Here is a 17300-nt window from a genome sequence, read left to right as displayed (position 1 = left end):
TACATTGATGGCTGAGTGTGTGATGGTGTCCGCTTGCTCTTGTATTAAGCATATAAAGATGAGGGCTCAATGGATTTTATACATTTCATGGAAAATTTATCATTATACTATTCATGGGTGCCAGTGCGAAATGAATTTGTGCGAAATGAACTTGTATGAAATGGGTTTGGGGCTCTTAAGAGATTGTTTCTTCAAAACAAACGCGTGAATGTGTCATTGAAGACGTATCGAATGGATGAATTAAGAAACGCTTGAAAAGGTTCAAAAAATCTTATATAGTCGCTCATTGCAAAGAAAAGCGAATGATCATTGAAAAAGGGAGATTGATAGCTATTTAGCTATTTTAAGATGTCTTTTTTAATAGTGCTATATGGCTGGTCTGTTCAAAAGAGCGTTCTTTTTGTGTTTTGTATGAAATACTGCATGTATGCAGAAGGAGCACAGTGTGAGGGAGTGTCTTTTTGAATGGATGTGAACTAATCTTGTAGGGTGCTGTCTTATGAGTGCCAGAGAGCGTACAGGTTTAGGTACAGAGAAAGCCGTAAAGTTATGGAGGGTGAAATGCTACTATCGGTGAAATGCTGAAGTTCTTAATGGGCTTAAGTCCTTATGTGCTGCGAATTTTTGTTGGCAGGTATTTTTTATTGCCAAAGTTATCGTCAGAGCATCATTGTTTTCTGTTGAAGGCTTGGCGGTGATAATAGGCTAGACAAGAAAAATATAGGCAAGGCGAAATAGACAAATAGACAGGGAAAATTTGGAAGTTTCGATATCGCTGCGCAGAAGTTTAAATTTGCAGAAGTTTAAATTTATAGCATTTGGGTAAATTTATAGCGTTTTGATGAATGAGTATAGTCGCAATAATGGTTTTGGAGCAAAGCAAAAAAATATTTAAGAGAATGTGGTGAAAGTTGCGGTGGTGTACACTTTCTAAGGATTGTCGTGTTATTGTCTGAGTAATTTTCGCACCACAAGCGCGATGTGAGTGTATCAGCATTGAAGAAAAGCTGTTTAATCTCCCTCATTTGAAAGTGAAAAAAGATTAAACAATGTGATTGAAGGGGAAATAAAAATGTCTGTAGTGCAATATGGTGATGATAGTTTTGCAGCAAAAGCAAAAGTTCTTGATAATAATCTTATTGATCGTGATTGGGCGATGACAAAATTTGTCGCTGCTGTTAAAGGATTAGCTCAAGTGGTTGATTATGAAAGCAATATGCTAGAGAGCAGTGGTATTCCAGATTACGAAGAAATAAATTTATGTAAAATACGTGGTTTGCGCGATCTTAATAAATCGATGAGCGATGTGAAACGCTACATGAATCAAGATATTGAGCATGAGGTTGAAAGTTTGCTCTCCGATTTACAAGACAAATTACAGCGTAATAGTGAATTGCTTCAAACGCATTTAAATGCAGTTAACGATCTTTCACAAGCTATGCAACTATCTGGACTTCCAAAAGAATTAGAGGAATAATCTTTGATTAATATTGGCTGTTCTATGTGATTATAATGATGAGGTAGAGCATCAATTTGAGTAAAGAGTGTGTTTGTTAAGTCTACATGTTTTCAGTGCGTTTGGGTCTTTAAATTATCATTCTACTGTTCTGTAAAAAAGGTTTTTTTAAAACAATCTCTTTTAAGGTTATGTCGAGCGTACGCATCTATGGGAAGTTAAGTGGAAGCGGCGTTTTAAGAGAAGGCGGATTGTTCACAGAGCATAGAGATTATTTACAAAATATTGTTTTAATGATTGGGTTGTGAGGGCGCGTCGTTTTTTCGTTCGGGGAAGGGGGAAGAGGGTATTGAGATCACCCTGTAATGCCATATGAAACAACTTCCTTTAAAATGTGGTGATATAAAGTTTTACATATTAATTACTTTTTAGAGTAGGTGATGAATATTGTCTGCCTCGTGAAGCACTGTTTTTTGACGTGTGGTGATTGAAGCGATACTTTTTTAGAATTTACCTATTCTAAGACAACGATTAAGGCGGTTTAGTATTTTCTTTGGCAGATTTTGTCTACTAGATTGAAGTGAGCATATCTTTGTTGAGATGAATATTTGAAAAGGGAAAATAGCTTCATTAGGGAAGAATTAGCTGTAAAGGTGATATTTTTACCATCATCTTCTAGCTTTACGGCTTTTAAAAGAACTTAAAGCGCTGTCTTTTAAAGAGCGAAAATGATACATTTCTTCATATTTTTGTTTATTGTCTTTTTTACTGGGATCACGTCCCTTATGCAAAACAGAACGATTCAAAAAGAATGCATTTATTGTTCCCAATATACAGCGCTTGTTTCAAAGAAAAATTTTTCAAAGCTCATCACACACCCATTTCGCAACAGCGCCCATTTTGGACAGCGGCTGTAATGTTTTAATGGAAGAAACATCCTTTACGCAAAATAGAATATTCCAAACGGAATGTACTTGGGTTGTCGATTTACGTGTTTGTTTCAAAGAAATATTTCTCAAGGTAAGTTCATTTCACAACAGTGCTTGTAATGCGATGGCGGGCTTGTAAAGAGCATAATAAGCTCCAGTGGAAATTAATATAAATCTATAGAGTACGACCATCTTTATGCTTAATGAAGGAGAAAATTGGCTTTGTCATATTTCTCAACAACGTCATACACTTTTTCAGTTTCCAATGTTGCGATAGCTTTTGGTACTTGAGATTCTTTGGGCATTTTATTCTTTTTTACCCATACCCCCTTTCTTGTGCGTGCAAACAAGTGATTTTGATTGATTTATTGCTATGAGATAATTTTATTATATTCAGGATTAAAGTAGAAAAAAGATAATTTACCATGATAAATCAATATATTATTTATTAAGCAAATGATAAGTGAAGATATGTTTAGGAGATTCCGTTGAGTGGTCAAAAGTAAGAATTCGCTTGATGAGAAGTTGGATTGTATAGATCTAAGAAGAAAGTTAAGGAGAAAAAAGAACGCTATTGTCGTGGCGCATTTGCATTTCTAGATTCTTTCGTGAATGCTTATGAAGAGCATGAATACATATCAAGAGAAAGTGTCGGGCTCCATATTATATGAAATCAGTTAAGTAAAAATTTGCTAAAAACCGAGTTGTTTATAGATTGCAGTACTTTGTTATTTAAGATAGGAAGTCAAGAATAGTGAAGTATAGAAATTATTTAAACCATTTTAATCTTGATCAGAAATCAATTTTAAAATGGCTTTTTGTTTGACAGACGGAAGGATTCTAAAATTTTTTAAAAGCAAAAATTCCTCTTTGCTTGATGCGATTTCTTCATGATGGTACGGGGCGTTTTCTTTTTTGATGATATCAGTGTAAAAAAAGGCAAGTGGAACATTCAAAATATCGGAAATTTCCTTTAAACGTCCTGCGCTTACACGATTTAAGCCTTTTTCATATTTCTGGATTTGTTGAAAAGTGACACCTAAGTGTTGTCCTAATGTTTTTTGAGACATTCCCAGCATTTTTCGCTTCAAGCGAATTTTTTTGCCACCAAAAAGATCAATATGAGGATTTTGAGTTTGCATCTTCCCCGCCAAGTGCGAGCGCCCTCGCATTGGTATTCCGGGAGCTTGAAAACACTGAACCCTAGTCAGCATTTTGCTTTTAGTGCGGAAAAGCACCTGGACATAGCAAAATCTCCCGGAATCCCGGGACACCCACAGAGTGGGTTCATTTTTACGCTAGGGTTTCAGGTTTTCAAGGCCCTATTGGTCGTTGCGTATACGACCAAAAACATCTTTTAATGTGTAAAGTAATTTTAGGAGATTGGCAATAAAAATAGTTTTTTAAAACGGATAGGATTTTTTACTGAAAAACTGTTTGCCTTTCAAATTTTGAATATTCGCTTGTCAAAATCATGACATTAGATCTGCGTTGTGCAAAGGGAGCAAAAAGCTTTAGTTTTTAAAGTTAAGGAACCTCTTATGGTGTTGTGGCTTATGGTATCCTTGACCAATACCCCAAAAGGCTTGTTTTATCTTTTTGATGTGGTTGGGATATCATGATGATAGGAAAGAGCTTTCACGAGGGAACACGCTTCATACAAAACAAAATATTTAAAAATAGGATAGATGTCGTCACCAATTTATATGCTTGTTTTAAAGAGAATTTTCTCAATGCTCATTTCATCATGGTGTTCATGAATGGTATGGTGCTTCGTGAAGTGTATAAAGCCTCTATGAGTGGTATAAAGAGTGCTACAAAAGCTGCTATTTTTTGCCTATGAAGGGAGTAAGCTGGTTATTATTATTCACTTTGCCAATTTTCAATGTTCCTTTTGTTGTTATGGTTCTTAAGAAGTATTTTTATGCCTTTCTTAATTAATTTTTATCGATATATCAACGTCTTCTGCTTGTGATGTGCAAAGCAAATAGTTTTGATTGCTTCAAGGTGCACAGGTTAGAAATGAGAGAATGCATGATGGTATCCAGTTTTTTTATTCAATAGGCAAAAACCATTATAAGTTAATTTTAGTGGGATAATGATTGTTGAGAGTTTTAAAAATATACGTTTAAATAAAAAAGCAGCACTTTGTGCTGCCCTTTTATTTTATTTAAGTTAAAAGTGCTTTTTCTTTAAAAACGATACCGTATTCCGCCAGAAACATTGGTACCCGATGCACCGGCTTTTTGCAGTTTTTGTCGATAGCTAATATCGCCATTCAGCACGATATTTTGAGAAAGATAGGCATTTACACCCATGCCTCCCTCAATTGAAGAATCGGTAGGATCAAGATGAAAAGTATCAGCAATTTTTATTATTTTACCATCACCAAAAGTTCTGATAACATTCATTTTACCATAGAAGGATACAGCTTTGTTTTCTTCAACGGCCATTATCGTTTTTGTTAAACGTCCACCAAAACGGATCAACCATTGATGTGGATTGCCCATGTCTACTTTTAAACCATTGGCATCTGAGAAAATATCAAACATGAGATTTTGATAAATGAATTGTACTTGTGGTTCAAAGACCAGCCCTTTTGTATCGGTTGCTAATTTCTGACCAAGGGTTGCGGATATATTAAGGATCTCAGTACCATCCAATTTCGCAGCATTCCCAACAAGGGCTGTGGTAATATTTCCTTTTAAGGTTCCGTAAGAAAGAAGAGCGTTGAGATATAGACCATTGCTATGCTGGATGCCGCTATAAGCGGTAAGTGACCATTTATCAAGCGTTGTCTTTTCAGAATCTTGCATTTCTTTTGGCGTAAAGGCAAGCTTTCCGTACGTTCCTAAAAGACCAAAGTGTGTGCGTATGTCTTTGCTTTCTAAGGCGGCTAATATGACTCCCAATTGTAAAGCTCCATAGTTTACATCAGCATCGTAACCATAGCGCAGTGGACCCCGATTGGAAGATAAAGTGACTTTCTCACCGTAGGAAGAGAAAAAGAGATTATTCTTTTTATTATCTTCTGCTCCAAATACTGTTGTCCGCATAGCATCTAGTAACGTGTTTTGGTTGTTTACATCAGCAAATCCAGCAGAAAACAAAGTATTAGGCAGGGTTAAATAGTTGGCCACCTGTGGTAAAAGCGCTCGAACTTTTTTATCGTTATCAACGTAAGCATTCTGTAAGCGGAAATCCCAGAAATTACTATTGTTGCCCAAAAGGCTTTGGCTCTCATGAGATGTTCCAGGTTTATAGCCTTTAAGGACATATTTATAAGGTTGTCCACCTATTGTCATATAGTTTCCTGCTAACGTGAAGGAATTTTCGTTTGCTTGTCCGGAAACTTGAATGATTGAAACTCCATGTGTCCCTAAAGGAAGTGACGCCATATGTTCTCCCCAAACAGCAGAGCTATCGGTCATTTTTTTATCTGTTTCTTGGAGATTGATGTGAACAACAGTACTTCCTGAGACATCACCATTAATCACAACACGATCGGTTTGCTGTTCCGTGATAGGAGAATGTTTGTTCCATTCAGTGTTAACATAAATCTCTGCAACACCAGTTGCACTATAAACCGCTGCTGTGTGAGCTGTTTCGTTTGCTTGCGAAAGATTAGGCCCTATAAACAGGGTTTGGTAACGTCCCTCCACTGGTTTTTCAAACATAATGGCACTGTTTGTAAGGCGTAATACAGAAATATTAGAGAATGATTTTTCATCAACACCAAACTGTCTATAGTCATCTAAAACATTCTCGTCATCTGAGACACTATCATTATTGATGGCGTTTTTATTTGGCTTTAAGAGCCATTTCGTCTCTTCTTTTAGATCAAAAATTGTTCTATTATCTCTAGAAGTTTTTACTCGACCTTCTAAAGAAGAGTGATCCGCAACCAATGTAAGAGTGTTTACGGATTCACTTTCGTTTTTAATATTTTTTAATAAAACATCGGCATGAATTTCTGAATTTTTAAGGCTGACAACACCGTTTGTGTTCGTTCCATAAAGGCTGATACCAACCCCATGGTCAACAAAAAGCTTCGTATTCTCTAGATTTACTTTACCAGCAATATCTTGTTCTTGAACGGCGTTGGCATTTCTTTCAGCATTACGTGTATAGCGTTTTCTAGAAGCATGATATGGATTATTGCGGAAAACAATACCATTCGCTTCATAATCTCCTGTGACATGGACGCTGGAATCTTTAAGATTGATTGTACCCTCTATGTTAGCCAAACCAGTTGTTTCTGCTTCTACTGTAATATCGATGGCATCAATTTCTCCACCATTGGATACACTCAGTGCAACAAAACCAGCATTAACGGTTCCTCCGTTCATTTGAATTTTTGAATGATTTCCCTCAGCACGGACAGCAAAACCTCTGTCTTGAATTTTTTTGTTATGTAAAGTTACAGCTTCACCGTTCTGAACCTGAACTCCAGCGCTTATATCTTCGATCTGTGCAGGTTCTGATTTTTCAGATATCTTTTGTGCCGATGCAGATTGCGTGGACGCTGGTTTTTCAGATTTTGTCGCTATCTGTGATGTTGGTTCTCCTGCTGATGGCCTTAAAGAGATTGACTGTACGAGCTCTGATTCATTAGATACCGATGTTTGTTCTGCTGTTGGTCTCGTAAGTTCCGGTTTTGTGGGGTCAGAGTTTGCAGGTATTCTTTGCGCAGATTCAGATTGCGCAGCCATTGATTGTTTAGGTTCTAACGCTGTCAGTGATGTTAGTTCTCCAATTGCTGGTCTTAAAGATATTGGCTGTGTGATCTCTGATTCATTAGACGTTGATGATCGCTCTATTGTTGGTCTTGTAAGTATAGGTCCTGTAGATTCAGAGTTTGCAGATGTTGACTGTAAACGAGGTGAAGATTGTGTGGATTCTGACTGTGAAGAGGTAGCAGAATTCGGTGGTGTTTTTTCACTGGAAGAGTAAGTGTCGGAGACACCTGAACGTCTTCTGGATTTTACTGTTTCTGTTGTTGTAGATTGTGTAGTAAGAGTATCTTGTGTGGCTGTGAGGTTAGGCGCTGTAGGGGTAGTGGGCGCATTAGGTGTTGAAGGTGGATGGGACGGATACTGGCTTGTCTCAGCATTTAGTGGTAGAGCTGGAGAAACAGTAGCTCGTGTTGGTGAAGACACGCTATGAAGAGCATAAGACAAGCTGGTGGAAGAATAAAACAAAACTCCAGAAACAGTGTATAGTAAGAAACTTTTTTTCATATGGATGTATTCCTAAATATTTCCCCTCCCTCATAAAATATAAAACTTTGGCCTCATTATGTCTCTTTTGTAAGCGACAAAACGAAACATAATGAGGGCTCTTTATATTTCAAGATAGGAATACAAGTATTTTTAAAAGTGATAGCGCATTCCAGCAGAAATATTTATTCCAGAGATGCCAACTTTTTTGAACTTATGTTGATAGCTGAGATCGCTATGAAGTTCGATATTTTGCGATAAGTGTGCGTGAACACCAAAACCACCTTCAACTAAAGATCCCATAGCAGCAAGCTGAAAATTTTTACTAAAAGTCTTGATCAGGTTCAGTTTGCCGTAGAAGGAAAGGGCATGGCCTTTGTTTTGCGTTAAACGCCCACCAATACGGACCAACCATTGATCAGGTTTGCTTATGTTTATTTTAGAGGTATCCTCATCTGAGGGAGAACTATCATTTGAAGAAGAGTTGTTATCTGAGGAAGAGCCAAGCATGAGATGTTGATAAACAAGTTGTGCTTGTGGTTCTAGGATGACACCTTCAAAACTGGTTAATAGCTTTTGACCAACAGTTGCAGCAGCCCCTAAAATTTTACTATTATTCATTTTGGGGGTATCTTTGATGAAATTGTTAGCCATATTTTCTTTAAAAATTCCATAAGAGAGAAATGCACTTGCATAGGCGCCACTGTCATGCTGAATGTTTCCATATGCGGTGAGTGACCATTTATCAAACATCTTTTTATGAGAGCTTTCTGCATTTTTAGGAGCAAAAGACAATTTCCCATAGGTGCCAAAAAAACCAAAATTGGTGCTGATACTCTGATATTCTCGCGCTATTAGTATTGCTCCTGCTTGCAATGCCGCATAGCGAATATCTGCATGAACGCTCTCTTGTTCTGTTTGAACATCTTCTTGTTTTTCTTGAATCTCATCTCGTTCTGCTTGAACTTCAACTTGTTCTGTTTGAACACTATCTTGCTCTGTTTGAACATTATCTTGTTCTGTTTGAATGCGGGAGAAAAACGTGTTCTTATTGCCATAAGTAGATAAGAAAATGCCTCTCTCCTGATAATTTTTGGGTTCAAACATTGTTATTTGCATATTGTCTAATAAGGTGCTTTGATTGTTGGCATCAGCAACCCCAACAGAAAACATCGCGATAGGCATGATTAGAGAGTTTTCTATTTGTGGTGTCAGTGTTTTGCTGTTTTCTATTTCATCAAGAGAAGAAGAACTTGCGGTTGCTTTGCCATCTGTAAGTTGAGAGCTGCTTTGAGGATCAGTAATAGCAGTACTATCAACCTTTGAGAGTAATTTCACATGCGCTTTTGCGGATGTGTTAGGAGACATTTCGGATGTTGAGGAACTAGTGTTCGTTTTAGGATCAATATCAGATTGCAAATTTTTATTTATCTCAGGCTGTGTAATTTCATGAACTGCCCTTAAGGATGAAGTGTTCTTGTGTTGTGAAACAACATTAGCGGGTGGTAATGGATCACTGCTACGTTTTTGTCTTGTGCTAGAATTAATAACAGGGTGTTTATTCTCTGTATGTGTAAGAGAGGTTTCAGAATTTTTTTGATGTTCTTGGTTGAAAGATGCATTAGCTTCTGCCATGGTGCCAGAGGCTATCTTTTCACGATTTTTTTTTGCCTGTGTTGGTGTGTTTATGAAATCAATGGCATAGCGATATTGTTCAGGTAACTTGGTAATTCCTTCTAGGGGACGGCGTATTTCAGGGCTTAGGCTAGAGGCGATACTGGTAGAGGTAAAAGTAAAAGAAGAAAAAAATAAAGCACAAGCGGCTGTACATAACAAAAGATTCTTATGCATAGAGATATTCCTTAAGATATTTTCTTTGTTTTGATAAAAAATGAACCACTCTTTGACACATCACGGTTTTTCGTAATGTGCCAAAATAAGCAGCACTGCTTACATTTCAGCGCTGCTTATGTGTCAAAAGAGAAAGCTAAAACTTTTAAAAGCGATAATGCACTCCACCGGAAAAATTAATTCCAGAGAACCCAGCTTTTTGGAGTTTGTGCTGGTAATTAATATCCGCATGAAGCGCGATATTTTTAGAAAGTTGCGCGTTAATACCAAGTCCTCCTTCAAGGGAAGATCCCATAGAATCGATATGGAAAGATTCAACAATATCAATCCTGTTTTTCTCACCAAAAGCTTTGATAACGTTCAATTTACCATACAAAGAAAGAATACGATCTTTTTCAATAGGAAGTATTGTTTTCGTTAAACGACCTCCAATACGGACCAACCATTGATGGGGTGTCTTGATGTTAACTTGGAAGCCATCAACATCTGAAAGCATGCCAAATGCAATATGTTGATAAATAAGCTGTGCTTGTGGTTCAAAGGCTAATCCTTCAACGCCGGTCGCTAATTTTTGTCCAACAGTCGCTGATATATTTAATGTATCCGTGTTTTTTAACTCTGTAACGTTGCCAATAAGGGCGGTTGTAATATGTCCGTTAAAAATGCCGTAAGAGAAAAGTGCATTAATATAGAGACCATTGTCATGGTGGAGGTTCCCATAGGCTGTCACGGACCATTTATCCAGTGTGCTTTTGTCAGAACCTTCCATATCCTTTGGTGTAAAAGCAAGCTTTCCATAGGTGCCTAAAAGACCAAAGTTTGCAGTAATGTTTTGTTTTTCTAACATTGCTAATGCAATGCCTGCTTGTAAAGCGGCATAGCGAACATCCGCACCATAACCATATTCCAATGGATTACGGTTGGAAGATAACGTAACCTTGTTGCCATAAGTCGATAAGAAGATTCCTTTCTTTTTATGACCTTCTAATCCGAAAACTGTTGAGTGCATATTATCTAACAGTGTATTTTGATTGCTTACATCAGCCAATCCAGTGAAGAATAGTGCGTTATTCATAACCAAATAGCTTGCCATTTGAGGAACAAGCGCTTTGATTTTTCCTTCTTCATCAAGAGTCGCACTTTGCAAGCGGAAATCCCAGAAATTTTCATTTTCTTCCGAAGGGGATTCCTCTAAGAGAACTTGTCTGTTGTTTTCTTTTCCAAGGGATGATGCATGGGTATTTTGCGCATCTTTTTCTTTTGATTCTTGCGATGTTTCGCTTAAATGGCTTTGTGTCCTATCGGCTTTCCCACGACTGGAGGTTGGTCCATAACCATTGAGTATATATTTATAAGGTAAGCCCCCAATTGTGGTGTAGCCATGTGCCAGTTTGAAGGAATCTTCATTTGCTTGTCCAGAAACTTGAATAAGCGAGAGTCCACGCACATTCAAAGGAATAGAGTTCTTTTCTTCTGATACCACATTGGATGATTCTGCATGCTTTGAAAGATTGTTGAAATAGATCGTTGTGGTGCCTGAGACATCACCATGAACGAGAACACGGTCAGTTTTTTGTTGTTTTTTTGTAAGACCATTACTCCATTCAGTATTAAAGTAAATCTTTGCGTCGCCTGTCGCATTGTAAACTGTTGCTGTATCGGAGTTTCTGTTTTGTTCTGCTTTTTGTGGATGTCTTCCCACATTTAAGGTTTGATAATGGTTTTCTACTAAATCATGCGGAGCATTAAATACGATAGAGCTGTTATTAAGGTTTAGGATTGAAACAACGGATTGTGCTCGTTGTTGAATGTCAATGAGTTTGTATGAATCAGATGAGCTGTATTCATCTTCTACTTCAAATGGACTAATTTTTAAGTGCCACTTGCTGCCATTGTTCAGAGTAAAAACCGTCGTATTGTCAGTAAAAGTTTTTACTCTTCCTTCCATAATTGAATGATCAGCGGTTAATACGAAAGTCTTAGGTTTAGGATCCTCCGGTACGCTTTTATTCTTCAACAACATATCAGCACGAATTTCTGAATTTGTCAGAAAAACTTCAGCAACAGATTTCGAGGAGTATGGTCCCGCAATACCAATACCATCTGTCATCAGAAGTTTTGTATTGGTAAGAATCGCTTTATTAACGACTTTTTCTCCCTTTTTTACGTAAGAATCCGAGATGTAGTCAAAACGGATACCATAATTTTTATGATGCCCTGCAACGGTTATGATTGAATCTTCAACATGGATTGTTCCATTGGAAATTTCTAAACCATGCGTTCCTGGCTTTCCTACAATTTCTTTAGCGTGAATGCGTCCACCTTTCGATGCAGAAAGTAAAACGCCACTGGAGCGTAGCGTTGAATTTTTAACGATAATAAAGGCTTTGTCATCAGCAACTACCGCACTATAGTTACTGCGTACAAAAACATTTTTAAAGGTTTTTTCTTCTTCTGCCTTATCCGCACGAACCATGCTTACTATAGAAGGTTGTGTATTTGCATAAGTTGAACCGAAATGAGAAAAAATGAAAGTTCCAGCAATTGTACATAACAAAAGATTTTTCTTATAAATAGATTTCTTACACATAGATATGCCTTTAGTCTTGGTATGTCTTTGATGCTTACTTCATTCCCCTGATGGCGCAAGTACTTTGGTGGTATTTATATCATTATGTTTTTTATGTAAAGAACAAAACGAAATATTATGTGGTGTTCTATAACTGGGGCTCTATAATTTGAAAATGGGTGTGAAAAATCTTTTAACGTGATTGTGTAATCCAGCGAACATGGATTGTAGAAAAGCTTTCTTGATAAGTCTGTGTTTCATAAATGCTATGAAACAGAAGCTTTTGCAAAAATGTTTGTTGCTTAAAGTCGTTATTATAGGAAGAGCTACAGAACTTTGGGATAAGATATGTTGTTATGCTTGTAAAAAACTTTGAGTAGATTTTTTCCCGTATAAAGAATAAGTAATTCATTATGCTATTTTAAATATAACTAAATGTTTTAAATATAATTAAAAAAGTCAAAATATTTCTTTTTTGATAAATACTTAATAAGTTTTCATCAGATGGCACTTTTTGCGATTTACAAAAATTAAGCAGCGCTGTTGATATCTCAGCGCTGCTCATATTCTTAAAATAATGATTAGAAACTTTTAAAAGCGGTAACGTATTCCACCAGAAACATTTATTCCAGATATCCCTGCTTTTTGAAGTTTCTGCTGATAATTGACATCAGCATGAAAGGCGATATTTTGTGATAATTGTGTATTCACACCAATTCCACCTTCAAGGGCAGATCCCATAGAATCAAAGTGGAACTTATCTCCAATCTGTATGGTGGTATTGTTAGAAAAAGCTTTAACAATATTCAATTTACCATAGAAAGAGAAACTACTACCTCCTTCAATAGGAAGCGTTGTTTGTGTTAAGCGCCCACCAACACGCACTAACCATTGATGAGGGTTGCCCATATTCACATCAAAACCATCAACATCCGAAAATATCCCAATCATAAGACTTTGATAAACAAATTGGGCTTGTGGTTCAAAGACCAATCCTTTCGCACTGGTTTCGAATTTTTGTCCAATGGTTGCTGATACACTGAATGTATTAGCATCAGTTAATTCTGCCGTTTTTCCTATAAGAGCTGTGGTGACATTTCCCTTGAGAACTCCATAAGAGAAGAGTGCATTAACATGGAGGCCATTATTATGGTGGAAGTCACCATATGCGGCAAGAGACCATTTATCGAGTGTACTTTTATCAGCACCTTCCATATCTTTTGGCGTGAAGGACAATTTCCCATATGTACCCAAAAGACCAAAATTCATAGCGATATTTTGTTCTTCTAGCGCTGCTAATATAACGCCTGCTTGTAAGGCAGCATAGTGAACATCAGCACCATAACCATATTGTAACGGAGACCGGCTCGAGGACAATGTCATCTTATTACCATAAGAGGATAAGAAAAGCCCTTTATTTTTATGATCTTTTGTTCCCGTAACTGTTGTCCGCATATCGTCTAATAATGCATTTTGATTGCTTACATCAGAAAGTCCCGTGGAGAATATAGCGTTGGGCATCACCAAATAGCTTGCAACTTGAGCGACAAGGGCTCTGATCTTTCCTTCATTATCAAGTGTGGCATTTTGCAAGCGGAAATCCCAGAAATTCTCACTTTGCGCATTTCCTTTATCTTTTGAAACCCCTTCAAGAACACTCTCTCTAGTATCCTTTTTTATAACGTAGCTTGTGAAGTCTTTAAGGGTGTTTTCTTCAGATTCTTGAGATATCTTTCCTAAGAGGCTTTGTGTGCTCTCTGCTCTTCCATGGCTGGAGGTTGGTCCATAAGCATTGAGTACATATCGATAAGGCAATCCCGCCATTGTGACATAGCCATTTGCCAGTTTGAAGGACGTTTCACTTGCTTCTCCAGATACTTGAATGAGTGAAAGACCCCGTGCGTTTAAGGGAAGAAAATCTTCAGTCTCTGATTTTTTATTGTTTGAAAGATTATTGAAATAAATTGTTGTGGTACCCGATACATTTCCATGAACAAGAAGATGGTCAGTTTTCTGTTGTTCTACCTCTAAACCATCACTCCATTCGGTATTGAAATAAATACTTACATTACCCGTCGCATAATAGGCAGTTTCTACAGTAGGGACCATATTGTCTCGTGACTCATAAACCTCGGCGGTCTTCCCTACACTCAAGATCTGATATTGCCCCTTTCCCAAAGCAGATGGTGCATTAGCAGACGGTGCGTTAAATATAATAGAGCTGTTATTAAGGTTCACTATTGAAACAGTAGAAAGTGCTCGTTGTTTAAGGTCACTGAGATCAAAATTAAAGGTATTAAAATCAGTATCTATATCTTCTTGACTAACCTTTAAGTACCATTTGCTGTTATTATTCAGAGTAAGAGTCGTCGTATTTATTTTTAAGGTTCTTGCTCTTCCCTCTAGAATCGAATTGTTAGCAGTTAATATAAGAGAGACAGGAAGAGTATCATCGTCATAATATTTACGCCTAGTTTTATTTCTTAATAAAACATCAGCCCGAATTTCTGAATCTTTCAGGGAAATCTCAGCAATAGATTTTGAACCATAAGGACCCCGAATACCGACACCATCCTTCACAAGAAGTTTGCTCCTGGTAAGACTAATCCTATTGATGACATTTTCACCTTCTTTTATCTCATTCTTTGGGGTTTCATAAAGAACGATACCACCCGCTCCACCTCCTTGAACGGTTATGATTGAATCTTCAATATTAATTACACCGTTCTTAGTTTCTAAACCTTTGTATATCGAATTCGCATCAATTCCTTTAGCGTGAATGTTCCCACCTTTTGATACGGAAAAAGCGGCTGATTCTGTGTGTATCGTTGAGTTTGTAATTGTGGCAATTGCTTTTTCAGCAGCAGACACTCCAATTTTCTTATTGCGGATAAAAACATTATCAAGAGTCTTTTTCTCTTCTTTTTCTAGCTTAAACTCATTAATAATTTCAGGAGGTTGTGTATTTGCATAAGTTGAACCGAAATGAGAAAAAATGAAAGTTCCAGCAATTGTACATAACAAAAGATTTTTCTTATAAATAGATTTCTTACACATAGATATGCCTTTAGTCTTGGTATGTCTTTGATGCTTACTTCATTCCCCTGATGGCGCAAGTACTTTGGTGGTATTTATATCATTATGTTTTTTATGTAAAGAACAAAACGAAATATTATGTGGTGTTCTATAACCAGGGCTCTATAATTTGAATTTTTGCTTCAGAAAAAAAATTTTCATGATCATAAAAAGCAATAAAACAATGGATTGCATAAAATTTAGTTTGGTCAGTTTTTGCTAAAACCACGATGAACTACGCTATTAAAAAATTGTCTATTCAAGGATAATCATTATAAAAATTCTATAGCGTTGAGATAGATTATTTTAGGCACTTAGAAAAAACTCAGTCCTAAGTCAATTTTCTCTGCTATAGGGGAAATCTGCTATAAAAGGGAGAGATGAGGGGAATATTCATGGGCTTTTTTTAGAAACTTTTCTGAAGGTACTGAAGCTTATTTTTCTAAGACGGTACAGCTCATTTTGTGATGGCGATCATGAATGATATATAAGTTCATTAATTTCCCTATCTTTATAATTGTGAAGGTGCAAGTCGGTGCCTTTACACTTTAATGAAAGGGCGAAAACCATCACATACTTTGCTAGCTCTCATTGTTGCTACAGCATTTTGTACTTGAGAGGAGTGATAAAAAGTCAGTTTTAATCTTTTTTTAATAGTTTTTATCCACATGGCCTATCCGTTTTTAATGTAGAAGAGATATGGTTTTTGTTATTTCGATATGGAACAGATTCGGAATGAGGGAATCTTACCGTATTCGGGACGTTTATTCGATATGCAAACAATGAACACTCTTTGGTAAATTAATGAATTGGCTTATACTTATAATATTTATGCTATTCAGGAATTCGATTACGCTATTTGTTCCTTTAATTTTTACAACCGTAGAGGCATTTTTAGGGACAGAAATTTATATTTCTCTTCTCTCGTTATTGTTAAATATTCGTCGATGCGTTTTTTATCATCTTTTGCATGAAGTCTCTCATAAGTTTTGTTGAATACGTTTTTTGTAGCCAAAATTGCAAGAGATTTGGTTTCTCGCATTATAGGTCAAAAATAGTAAAATTTTTATAGCTACTGTACACAATAGACTATTTTTAAAAATATTTATTATTTTATATATGTTTAAATATAATAAATAGGCACTGCTTTTACAGTATCTCTTAAGATTGATAGCATTATAGTGTACTTAAAAAATTCATTTTCATTATACTGATTTTGATAGGTGTTCCATCATTCTATTTTATTTCGGTGAGATAAGTTTGGTATGAAAGGGATAAGCTTTCTCAAAATTGTTTACCTAAAACGGTACGGCGAAATGTCAATGAAGTCTTATAGATGATGTAATAAGCTCGTTGATTGAAAGAATAGGGTGTATAAACATAACAAGGGTGTAAAGAAAAATTTTTTATTATTACCTTTTTAGATATTGTGATCTGTCTATTATCTAAAAATGCACTTTTTTAGCTTTATGGATAAATTCGCTAACAAAATATGCTGTTGGACACGTATGAAGAAGAGGAAAAGCCTATTTTAGGTGGAAAAACGCTTTTCATAAAGAGCTTCATGGTGAAGCTTTAAAATGAGTGATAATTTGGTCAATAACATTGCACTTTTATTGGAAGATTTCTGCTTTCATTATTTTGGACTTTTGACGTATTCTAGATAAAAGTACCTTATGTTTTTCTTGATAAAAAGGGTAGGGGATAGAATAGAGGACTTTGGAAGTTGTATTATAAAGGAAGATGCACGGTTTATTAAAGAAGAGATCAGGAAAAGCGAAAAGGCAGCATATTGCTGCCTTTTTATTAAATTGCATAGGCTGTTTTTTACAATCTTGATTTAAAACTGATAGCGTATTCCACCTGAAAAACTTGCACCACTTATCCCCGTCTTCTGAAGCTTTTGTTGATAGCTGACATCACCGTGAAGGGAGAGGTTAGCGGACAATTGTGCATTGATACCAACGCCACCTTCAAGAGAGGTTCCTGAGGGGTCTCGTTTATAATCCTTATCAATATGGATTGCTTGATCATCACCAAAGGTTTTGATCAAATTTACTTTTCCATAGAAAGACATAGGACGGCTGTTTTCAGTGGAAATGGCTTTTGTTAAACGTCCACCAACACGGATCAACCATTGAGAAGGATTTTGCATGTCAATGGTCAGATTATCAGCATCTTTAATGGTATCAAACATCAAA

The 17300-nt window shown here is 36.5% G+C and carries 7 protein-coding genes; 1 reads left to right on the top strand and 6 read right to left on the bottom strand.

Translation table 11 applies throughout. The features are described from left to right. The first annotated feature begins 1072 nt into the window (after positions 1-1072). Positions 1073-1477 (top strand): flagellar protein FlgN, encoded by a 405-nt coding sequence (locus B5V81_RS06680; protein ID WP_212112778.1) that lies wholly within the window; start codon positions 1073-1075, stop codon positions 1475-1477. Between the two features lie 1690 nt (positions 1478-3167). On the opposite strand, the gene B5V81_RS06675 is transcribed toward B5V81_RS06680, so the two are convergent. From B5V81_RS06675 to B5V81_RS06650, 6 genes are all read right to left on the bottom strand, one after another. Next, complete coding sequence (locus B5V81_RS06675) at positions 3168-3527, bottom strand: helix-turn-helix domain-containing protein (protein ID WP_212112777.1); 360 nt, start codon at positions 3525-3527, stop codon at positions 3168-3170. Positions 3528-4577: 1050 nt separating this feature from the next. Continuing rightward, positions 4578-7625: an autotransporter outer membrane beta-barrel domain-containing protein gene (locus tag B5V81_RS06670; protein WP_212112776.1), complete on the bottom strand. Its 3048-nt coding sequence runs from the start codon at positions 7623-7625 to the stop codon at positions 4578-4580. Between the two features lie 132 nt (positions 7626-7757). Next, on the bottom strand, positions 7758-9455 hold the full coding sequence (locus B5V81_RS06665; protein WP_212112775.1) for an autotransporter outer membrane beta-barrel domain-containing protein: 1698 nt from the start codon (positions 9453-9455) through the stop codon (positions 7758-7760). Positions 9456-9600: 145 nt separating this feature from the next. After that, positions 9601-12045 (bottom strand): autotransporter outer membrane beta-barrel domain-containing protein, encoded by a 2445-nt coding sequence (locus B5V81_RS06660; protein WP_212112774.1) that lies wholly within the window; start codon positions 12043-12045, stop codon positions 9601-9603. 570 nt (positions 12046-12615) lie between these two features. After that, the gene (locus tag B5V81_RS06655; protein WP_212112773.1) at positions 12616-15081 is read right to left on the bottom strand and encodes an autotransporter outer membrane beta-barrel domain-containing protein; all 2466 of its coding nucleotides are present in this window, start codon (positions 15079-15081) and stop codon (positions 12616-12618) included. A 1858-nt stretch (positions 15082-16939) separates the two neighbouring features. Continuing rightward, on the bottom strand, positions 16940-17300 hold a 361-nt coding region (locus tag B5V81_RS06650), incomplete at its 5' end, for an autotransporter outer membrane beta-barrel domain-containing protein (protein WP_212112772.1).

The sequence above is a fragment of the Bartonella queenslandensis genome (assembly GCF_018155095.1).
In the GTDB taxonomy this organism is placed as follows: Bacteria; Pseudomonadota; Alphaproteobacteria; order Rhizobiales; family Rhizobiaceae; genus Bartonella; species Bartonella queenslandensis_B.
The sequence above is the reverse complement of the archived record's forward strand: the minus strand, read 5'-3'. Positions and strand labels throughout refer to the sequence as shown.